This is a genomic window from Stutzerimonas stutzeri, assembly GCF_018138085.1.
GTDB lineage: Bacteria > Pseudomonadota > Gammaproteobacteria > Pseudomonadales > Pseudomonadaceae > Stutzerimonas > Stutzerimonas stutzeri_AI.
Map to the genome: position 1 here is coordinate 4,971,605 of NZ_CP073105.1, position 8,307 is coordinate 4,979,911.

Below are 8,307 nucleotides of genomic sequence, written 5' to 3' on the forward strand. Positions count from 1 at the left end.
TTTCCTTATGCGGTTACGCTGCGGGCAGCTCGGCGCTGGCGGCGCGACAACTCGCCCGCCAGCGCCAGATAGGCCAAGGCGCCCTTCGATTGCTTGTCGTAGACCAACGCCGGCATACCGTGGCTGGGCGCTTCGGCCAGGCGCACGTTGCGCGGGATGACCGTGTCGTAAAGCTTCTCGCCAAAATGCGTCTTGAGCTGCTCGGTGACGTCGTTGGTCAGACTGCTGCGCGGGTCGTACATGGTGCGCAGCAGTCCCTCGATTTTCAGTGACGGATTCAACGCCTGGCCAATGCGCTGGATGGAGTTGACCAGGTCGGTCAGGCCTTCTAGGGCGTAGTACTCGCACTGCATTGGAATAATTACGCCGTCTGCCGCCGTCAGTGCGTTGATGGTCAGCATCGACAGCGAGGGAGGGCAGTCGATCAGGATGTAGTCGTAGTTTTCACGCACCGGCGCGAGGGCCTCGCGCAGACGGTTTTCCTTGGCCGGCAATTTCAGCAAGGCCACCTCGGCCGCCGTGAGATCCCGGTTGGCCGGCAGCAACTGATAGCCGCCATGTTCGGAGAACTGCATCGCATCGACCAGGCTGCATTCGCCGATCAGCACGTCATAGATCGAATACTCCAGGCTCAACTTATCCACACCACTGCCGGTGGTGGCGTTGCCCTGTGGATCAAGATCGATGAGCAGCACACGGCGGCGTGTCGCTACCAGCGAGGCGGCCAGGTTGATGCAGGTGGTGGTCTTGGCGACACCGCCCTTCTGGTTGGCGATGGCAAATACTTTAGCCATGGTCAGTGTCTGTCCGGAGTCATGAAGTGCGGCGCAGTATCAACAGATGGCGTTGCCCTTGGCAACCGGGAACCTTGAGAACCAGGCAGCGCTCCAGCTGGAAATCCGAGGGCAGTGCCTGAAGCTCGTCGTCGGGCTGAACACCTTTCATCGCCAACCAGCGCGTATCGAGATCGCCGAGGTGACGCGTCCAGTTGGCGAAATCCTCCAACGAACTGAACGCTCGCGAGGTGATGCCCGCGAACGGCTCGGCCGGTCTGAACTGTTCGACGCGGCTGTGGACAACTTCGACGTTGGCGAGTTTCAGCTCGAGTTTGACCTGGATAAGAAAGCGGGTCTTCTTGCTATTGGAGTCGAGCAAGGTGAAGCGTCGCTCGGGAAACAGGATGGCCAGCGGAATACCGGGCATTCCGCCGCCGCTGCCCACATCGAGCCAACTCGAACCGCCCGGTTGCACGTGCGGCGCGACACTGAGACTGTCGAGCAGGTGCCGCGAGACCATCTCGGCCGGATCGCGCACGGCTGTCAGGTTGTAAGCCTTGTTCCACTTGTTCAGCAGCGCCAGATAGGCAAGCAGTTGCTCCTGCTGGGTATGGCTCAGCTCGACGCTCAGCGCCGCCGCGCCCTGGCGGAGTTCTTCAGCGTAGCGCTCGTATTCGGCTGCCATCAGGCACTCTGCTCCAGTTTCTGGCCAGCGCCGCGTTTTTTCAGATGAATCATCAGTAGCGACACCGCCGCTGGCGTAACACCGGGAATCCGTGACGCCTGACCCAAGGTTTCAGGGCGTGCCAGGGAAAGCTTGTGCTGGATTTCCTTGGACAAGCCGGAAATGCTCGAGTACTCCAGATCCGCCGGCAATGTGATGTTCTCGCTGGCGCGCAGCCGGGCAATTTCATCCTGCTGGCGATCGATGTAACCGGCATATTTGGTCTTGATCTCGACCTGTTCGGCAACTTGCGCATCCTCGACGCCCATGCCGGTGAGTTCGATCAGGCTGCGGTAGTCGATTTCCGGCCGTGCAAGCAGATTCAACAGGCTGTACTCGTGAGTCAGCGGTGTTCCGAAACGCGCGGCAATGGCGTCGCCTTGCGGTGTCCCCGGACGTACCCAGGTGCTCTTCAGTCGCTGTTCTTCCCGCACGATGCTTTCACGCTTGCGCTCGAAGGCGGCCCAACGGACATCATCGACCAGCCCCAATTCACGGCCCTTCTCGGTCAGCCGCAGATCGGCGTTGTCTTCGCGAAGAATCAGCCGGTACTCGGCCCGCGACGTGAACATGCGATAGGGCTCCTGGGTACCCAAAGTGATCAGGTCGTCGACCAGCACCCCAAGGTAGGCCTCGTCCCGCCGCGGGCACCAGCTGTCCTTGCCCTGAGCCCGCAAGGCTGCGTTGGTCCCGGCGAGCAGTCCCTGCGCGCCAGCTTCCTCATACCCGGTGGTGCCGTTGATCTGGCCGGCGAAGAACAGGCCGCCGATGACCTTGGTTTCCAGGCTGTACTTCAGGTCCCGCGGGTCGAAGTAGTCGTACTCGATGGCATAGCCGGGACGCACGATGTGCGCGTGCTCCATGCCGCGAATGCTCTGGACGATCTGCAGCTGCACATCGAAGGGCAAGGAGGTCGAGATACCGTTGGGGTACAGCTCGTGCGTCGTCAGACCCTCGGGTTCGATGAAGACCTGATGACTCTCCTTGTCGGCGAAACGATGGATCTTGTCTTCGATCGAGGGGCAATAGCGCGGCCCGACGCCTTCGATCACCCCGGAGTACATCGGCGAGCGATCGAGGTTGGCCGCAATGATTTCGTGGGTCCGCGCATTGGTATGGGTGATCCAGCAACTGACCTGACGCGGGTGGTGCGCGGCTTCGCCAAGAAAGGACATCGGCGGGATGGGGGTGTCTCCGGGCTGCTCGGTCATTACCGAGAAATCCACGCTACGCCCGTCGATGCGCGGCGGCGTTCCGGTTTTCAGCCGACCGACTCGCAGGGGCAACTCGCGCAGACGCTTGGCCAGTGCGACCGAAGGCGGATCGCCGGCGCGTCCCCCCGAGTAATTCTGCAAGCCTATGTGGATAAGCCCGCCGAGAAAGGTGCCGGTGGTCAATACGACCGAATCGGCAAGAAAACGCAGTCCCATTTGCGTGACCACGCCTTTGACCTGGTCTGACTCGACGATCAGGTCATCCGCTGCCTGCTGAAATATCCACAGGTTTGCCTGGTTCTCCAACGTCTCGCGTACAGCGGCTTTGTACAGCACACGGTCAGCCTGCGCGCGGGTAGCGCGCACGGCGGGGCCCTTCCGGCTGTTGAGCACGCGGAACTGGATCCCGCTCTTGTCGGTAGCGGTCGCCATGGCACCACCGAGAGCGTCGATTTCCTTGACCAGATGACTCTTGCCGATACCACCAATGGCGGGATTACAGCTCATCTGGCCGAGTGTCTCGACATTGTGGGTGAGCAGCAGGGTTTTCACGCCGATTCGAGCGGCCGCCAAGGCTGCTTCGGTACCGGCATGGCCACCGCCGATGACGATGACGTCAAAACGGGAAGGGAAATCCACCACGTACCTCGTGCCTGTTCAGATGAGTTCTGGGAAACGCGCAAGTATAGGGGTTGCAGGTGCCTGAAAGAAGGGCTCTGGATAAAAAATGACCAACCGTATGGTCAGGTTCGAATTGATCGGTAGATATAGAAAAATAAAGAAAATGTCTTTAAAGCTTATTTTTATGTTTAGAGATGGTGACCGGATTTCTGTGGATAGATCGCTGAAGGCCCCGTATCCATTCGATTACAAGCGATAGAAAGCCTGTGCTGAAGCTGAGCTTTGAGGGTGTGCTAACCGTTAATACCCTGTGTATGGAAATGCCAGTTATCCACAGAGCGAATCGATGCCAGGTTATCCATAGGTTTATAGACCGACCTTACGCTGAGTTTTCCACAAGGCTCAGGCAGGCGCTGCCAGAGGAATCTGAGCCTCAAGCGGAGGATGAGAAGGAGTGGCTGTAGCCCCACGGAAGCGAGCCGTGCGCGACGCAAAAGGCAAGCGCTAGCTCAGCTCTCGAGCGACTACCAGAGGGGGATGCCGCCTGCCGGCGGCACGTGATGTAGCGAGGCTACTTGCCGATGCAGAAGCTGGAGAAGATCCGACCGAGAAGATCGTCAGAACTGAAGGCGCCGGTAATCTCGCCCAGTGTTTGTTGGGCCTGGCGTAGATCTTCGGCAAGCAGCTCGCCCGCACCGGCGAGGGTTAGCTGTGCATGGCCATGATCGAGGTGCTCGGAGGTCTTGTGCAATGCGTCCAGGTGCCGGCGACGCGCGCTGAAGCCGCTTTCGGAGGTCTGGTCGTAGCCCATGCAGCGCTTGAGGTGATCACGTAGCAGCTCGAGCCCTTCACCGGAGCGGGCCGAGAGGCTGAGGGTGGTAAAGCCATCTGCGGCGACGCTCAGCTCAGCAGTTTCGCCAGTCAGATCTGCCTTGTTACGGATAAGGGTGGTCTTGGCATGATCCGGCTTGAACCAGAGAAACTCCGGCCTTTCGCCGTCGTCGTCCGCTGTGCTGGCGTCAACGACCAGCAACACCCGATCGGCGTCCTCGATGGCCTTGATCGCGCGCTCCACCCCGATGCGCTCTACCTGGTCGCTGGTGTCACGCAAGCCGGCGGTATCGATGATGTGCAAAGGCATCCCATCGATATGGATATGCTCGCGCAATACGTCGCGCGTGGTTCCAGCGATATCGGTGACGATGGCCGCTTCGCGTCCAGCCAAGGCGTTGAGCAGACTGGACTTGCCCGCGTTGGGGCGCCCGGCGATCACCACGTTCATGCCTTCACGCAGCAGCGCGCCCTGCCCGGCTTCATGGATGACCATTTGCAACTCACGTCGGACCGCCTGCAGCAAGGCGAGCACCCGGCCATCGGCGAGAAAGTCGATTTCTTCCTCGGGGAAATCGATAGCCGCCTCGACATAAATGCGCAGCTGGATGAGCTGTTCGGTCAGTGCATGCACCCGACGGGAAAAATCACCTTGTAGCGAGCGCACGGCGTTGCGTGCCGCCTGAGCCGAGCTCGCTTCGATCAGGTCGGCGATAGCCTCTGCCTGGGCCAGGTCCAGCTTGTCGTTGAGGAAGGCCCGCTCGCTGAATTCACCCGGGCGTGCCAAGCGAACGCCGAGTTCAACGCATCGCTGCAGCAGCATGTCCATGACCACGGGGCCGCCGTGCCCCTGCAGCTCCAGTACGTCTTCACCGGTAAACGAATGAGGGCCTGGAAAGAACAGCATCACCCCTTCATCGATCACCTCGCCGTCATCGGAGTGGAATGGCCCGTAATGCGCGTACCGCGGCATCGGTTCCCGTCCGCTGAGGGTGATTGCGACGGCCTTTGCTCGGGGCCCCGAAACACGCACCACGCCGATTCCACCTCGTCCGGGCGCGGTAGCGACTGCGGCAATGGTTTCGCGATCTTGGCTCATGCGGCTCTCTCCCAGGCGGATCGAAAAAGCAAAACGCCCCAATCAAGGGGCGTTCTGTATAGCTCGGCGGAATCAGCTCGCGGTCGCGGTGGTTCCGGCGATCTTGCGCGTAATGTACCACTGCTGTGCGATCGACAAGCAGTTGTTGACGACCCAGTACAGCACCAGACCAGCTGGGAACCAGAGGAAGAAGAAGGTGAATATGATGGGCAGCAGTTTCATCACTTTCGCCTGCATCGGGTCCGGCGGCGTCGGGTTCAACTGCTGCTGGATGAACATGGTCAAGCCCATGATGATCGGCAGGATGAAGAACGGGTCCTTGATCGACAGGTCGGTGATCCAGAACATCCAGGGTGCCTGGCGCATCTCGACGCTTTCCAGCAACACCCAGTAGAGCGACAGGAACACCGGCATTTGCACCAGGATCGGCAGGCAGCCGCCGAGCGGGTTGATCTTTTCCTTCTTGTACAGCTCCATCATGGCCTGGGACATCTTCTGGCGGTCGTCGCCGAACTGTTCCTTGAGCGCCTGCATCTTCGGCGACACGGCACGCATGCGGGCCATGGACTTGTAGCTGGCTGCCGACAGCGGGAAGAAGGCCAGTTTGATGATCACAGTCAGCGCGATGATCGACCAGCCCCAGTTACCAAGCAGCGCATGGATGTGCTGCAGCAGCCAGAAGATCGGTTGCGCGATGAACCAGAGAATGCCGTAGTCGACGGTCAGGCGCAGTCCAGGGGACAGCTCTTCCAGCTGATCCTGGCTTTTCGGCCCGGCATACAGGGTGGCGGATGTCTCGCCCTGACTGCCGGGTGCGACCGAGACGGCCGGGCCGGTAAAGCCGATGATGTAGTTGCCCTGGCTATCCTTGCGCGTCTGGACCTGGTTGGTCTGGTCGGCCGGCGGGATCCACGCGGTCACGAAATAGTGTTGCAACCAGGCGATCCAGCCGCCTTCGACGGTTTTCTTCAGGTTCTTGTCATCCATGTTGCCCATGGAGACCTTGGTGTAGGGTTCGTCCTTGGTCCACAGGGCGGCGCCCAGGTAGGTCGCGGTGCCGGTGGCCTTGCTCGATGACGGATCCTTGCTGCTGTCGCGCTTCAGCTGACCGAACATATGGCCGGTCCAGGGCTTGTCGCTCTGGTTGTCGATCAGATAGGCAACGTTGAAATCGTAGTCGCCGCGGTCGAAACGGAACCGCTTGGTGTAGCTGACGCCGTCTTCGCTGTATTTGAGATCGACGACCAGCTGATCCTGGCCTTCGCTGAGCTGATATTGCGATTGCTCGCTGCTGTACAGCGGACGCCCGCTGGCCTTGTCCGGTCCATCGCCAATCAGTCCGCTCTGTGCTTCGTAGGTGCGTTCGGCGCTGCGCTCGAACAGCTGGAACGGCACATCGGGACGATCCTGGCTACGGGGGTACTTGGGCAGACGCAGATCGACGATGTCGCCGCCGCGAGGGTCGATGGCGATATCGAGCACATCGGTACGTACCCGAATCAGCTGTGAACTCGGCTGAGCGTCCGGAAGCGCACTGGCAGCCTGCCCTTCGCCAACGGCTGGTATGTCCGTATGCGTGCCAGCTGAATTTTCGCCAAGTGCGGGAGTAGCCGGCACCTGCGAAGACGGGGCTTGCTCCTGGCGCGCCTCGTCGGGGATCACGGTCTGCCCGTAATCCTGGTTCCACTGCAAAACCATCAGGTAGGCAACGACTGCCAGTGCGACAAGCAGTATCGAGCGTTTGATATCCATGGTTACTCGGTCATCGAAGATGAATTGGAGGTGTGGTTGGAAGGCACGGGATCATAGCCGCCCGGATTCCATGGATGGCAACGGCCAAGCCTGCTCAGGCTCAGCCAGCCACCGCGCAGCAGACCATGACGTTCGATGGCCTCTTGTGCGTAGCAGGAGCAACTGGGGTAGAAACGACAATGGCTCGCCATCATGGGGCTGATGGCATAGCGGTAGATCCGGATCGGGATCAAGGCCAGTTTACGCATGGACGGGCTTGCCCTGTTCCGGTTGGCTGGCGGCCTGGGACGGGGTACGAGACAACCGCCTCCAGAGCTTGGCGAATTGCCGTGCCAGTTCGGGATTATCCAGATCAGCCAATCCCTTGCGCGAGATAACCACGATGTCCCACCCCGTCAATTCCGTCTGGTGGAGACGAAAGGTTTCACGCAGTTGCCGCTTGATGCGATTGCGCTCAACCGCGAGCTTGACGCTCTTCTTGCCGATCACCAGCCCGATACGGGGATGCGGCAGTCCATTCTCGCGTACCAGGAGCAGGATGTTCCTGCCCGGTATCTTGCCGGAGGGAGAGTCGAAGACTGCTTTGAACTGGCGCGGGGTCAGCAGTCGCTTTTCCCGACCGAAGTCTCGACTCACTACCTGTTCCGACGTGTTCAGACTGCCAGGCGCTTACGACCTTTGGCGCGGCGACGCGACAGGACAGCGCGGCCGTTCTTGGTAGCCATGCGAGCACGGAAACCGTGGGTGCGAGCGCGCTTGAGGGTGCTTGGTTGGAAAGTGCGTTTCATGATGCGTTACCTGGTGATCCGTTGCGGGCCGGAATGGCCCCCTTTTAAGAGACCGGCGATTGTAGAGAAGCTGCGTCGCTAGGTCAATTTCCAACCAGCACCCTAGATGGAGAAAATAAATAGAAAGAAAAGAAGTTAAAGCTTTCTTAATGCAGAGCTTATATATGTGCGGCCGGTTATCTGTGGATAGAACCTTGCAAACCAAGCACTGCGGGCCTTGCGCCAGAGCCGAAACCTTCTGTGGAAACGGTGCGTTCACGGTGGGCATGGCTTGGGTTTCCTGTGGACGGTTTAAAGGTTTATCCACAGCAGCGTTTTTGCTCAAGCGATCCACAGCCTTTTCCTATGCCTTCAAGGCGGGTTATCAACAGCTCTCCGTAATCCGTATCGGCGGCATTGGATATGCCTGTAACCGAGATAAAAGCCTTCGCTTTGTGGATAACTGCCCGTCTGGAGGCTACAATGGCTGCCGTTTAAAGCTCGACAGCGTCTAGGAGATTCC

9 protein-coding genes are annotated in these 8,307 nt (G+C 59.8%); 1 reads left to right on the top strand and 8 read right to left on the bottom strand.

Annotated features, from left to right (window positions below; translation table 11 throughout):
- Positions 1-5 precede the first annotated feature (5 nt).
- The 8 genes from KCX70_RS22770 to rpmH form a co-directional block, all read right to left on the bottom strand.
- Positions 6-794 carry a ParA family protein gene (locus KCX70_RS22770; RefSeq protein ID WP_021209398.1) on the bottom strand — a complete coding sequence of 263 codons (789 nt, stop codon included), beginning with the start codon at positions 792-794 and terminating at the stop codon, positions 6-8.
- A gap of 19 nt (positions 795-813) precedes the next feature.
- The gene (gene rsmG / locus KCX70_RS22775; protein WP_212618886.1) at positions 814-1,461 is read right to left on the bottom strand and encodes a 16S rRNA (guanine(527)-N(7))-methyltransferase RsmG; all 648 of its coding nucleotides are present in this window, start codon (positions 1,459-1,461) and stop codon (positions 814-816) included.
- Positions 1,461-3,353 carry a tRNA uridine-5-carboxymethylaminomethyl(34) synthesis enzyme MnmG gene (mnmG, locus tag KCX70_RS22780; RefSeq protein ID WP_212618887.1) on the bottom strand — a complete coding sequence of 631 codons (1,893 nt, stop codon included), beginning with the start codon at positions 3,351-3,353 and terminating at the stop codon, positions 1,461-1,463. Before mnmG ends, rsmG begins: the two co-directional genes overlap by 1 nt.
- A gap of 553 nt (positions 3,354-3,906) precedes the next feature.
- On the bottom strand, positions 3,907-5,265 hold the full coding sequence (gene mnmE, locus KCX70_RS22785) for a tRNA uridine-5-carboxymethylaminomethyl(34) synthesis GTPase MnmE (protein WP_212618888.1): 1,359 nt from the start codon (positions 5,263-5,265) through the stop codon (positions 3,907-3,909).
- 72 nt (positions 5,266-5,337) lie between these two features.
- Complete coding sequence (gene yidC / locus KCX70_RS22790) at positions 5,338-7,017, bottom strand: membrane protein insertase YidC (protein ID WP_212618889.1); 1,680 nt, start codon at positions 7,015-7,017, stop codon at positions 5,338-5,340.
- Positions 7,018-7,019: 2 nt separating this feature from the next.
- Complete coding sequence (gene yidD, locus KCX70_RS22795) at positions 7,020-7,265, bottom strand: membrane protein insertion efficiency factor YidD (protein WP_021209404.1); 246 nt, start codon at positions 7,263-7,265, stop codon at positions 7,020-7,022.
- Positions 7,258-7,653: a ribonuclease P protein component gene (gene rnpA, locus KCX70_RS22800; RefSeq protein ID WP_102852747.1), complete on the bottom strand. Its 396-nt coding sequence runs from the start codon at positions 7,651-7,653 to the stop codon at positions 7,258-7,260. Before rnpA ends, yidD begins: the two co-directional genes overlap by 8 nt.
- Positions 7,654-7,670: 17 nt before the next feature.
- Positions 7,671-7,805, bottom strand: coding sequence for a 50S ribosomal protein L34 (gene rpmH, locus KCX70_RS22805; RefSeq protein ID WP_019340723.1), 135 nt, complete (start codon positions 7,803-7,805; stop codon positions 7,671-7,673).
- Positions 7,806-7,999: 194 nt separating this feature from the next.
- On the opposite strand from rpmH, the gene KCX70_RS22810 reads away from it, so the two are divergent.
- On the top strand, positions 8,000-8,299 hold the full coding sequence (locus KCX70_RS22810) for a hypothetical protein (RefSeq protein ID WP_212618890.1): 300 nt from the start codon (positions 8,000-8,002) through the stop codon (positions 8,297-8,299).
- The last annotated feature ends 8 nt before the right edge of the window (positions 8,300-8,307 follow it).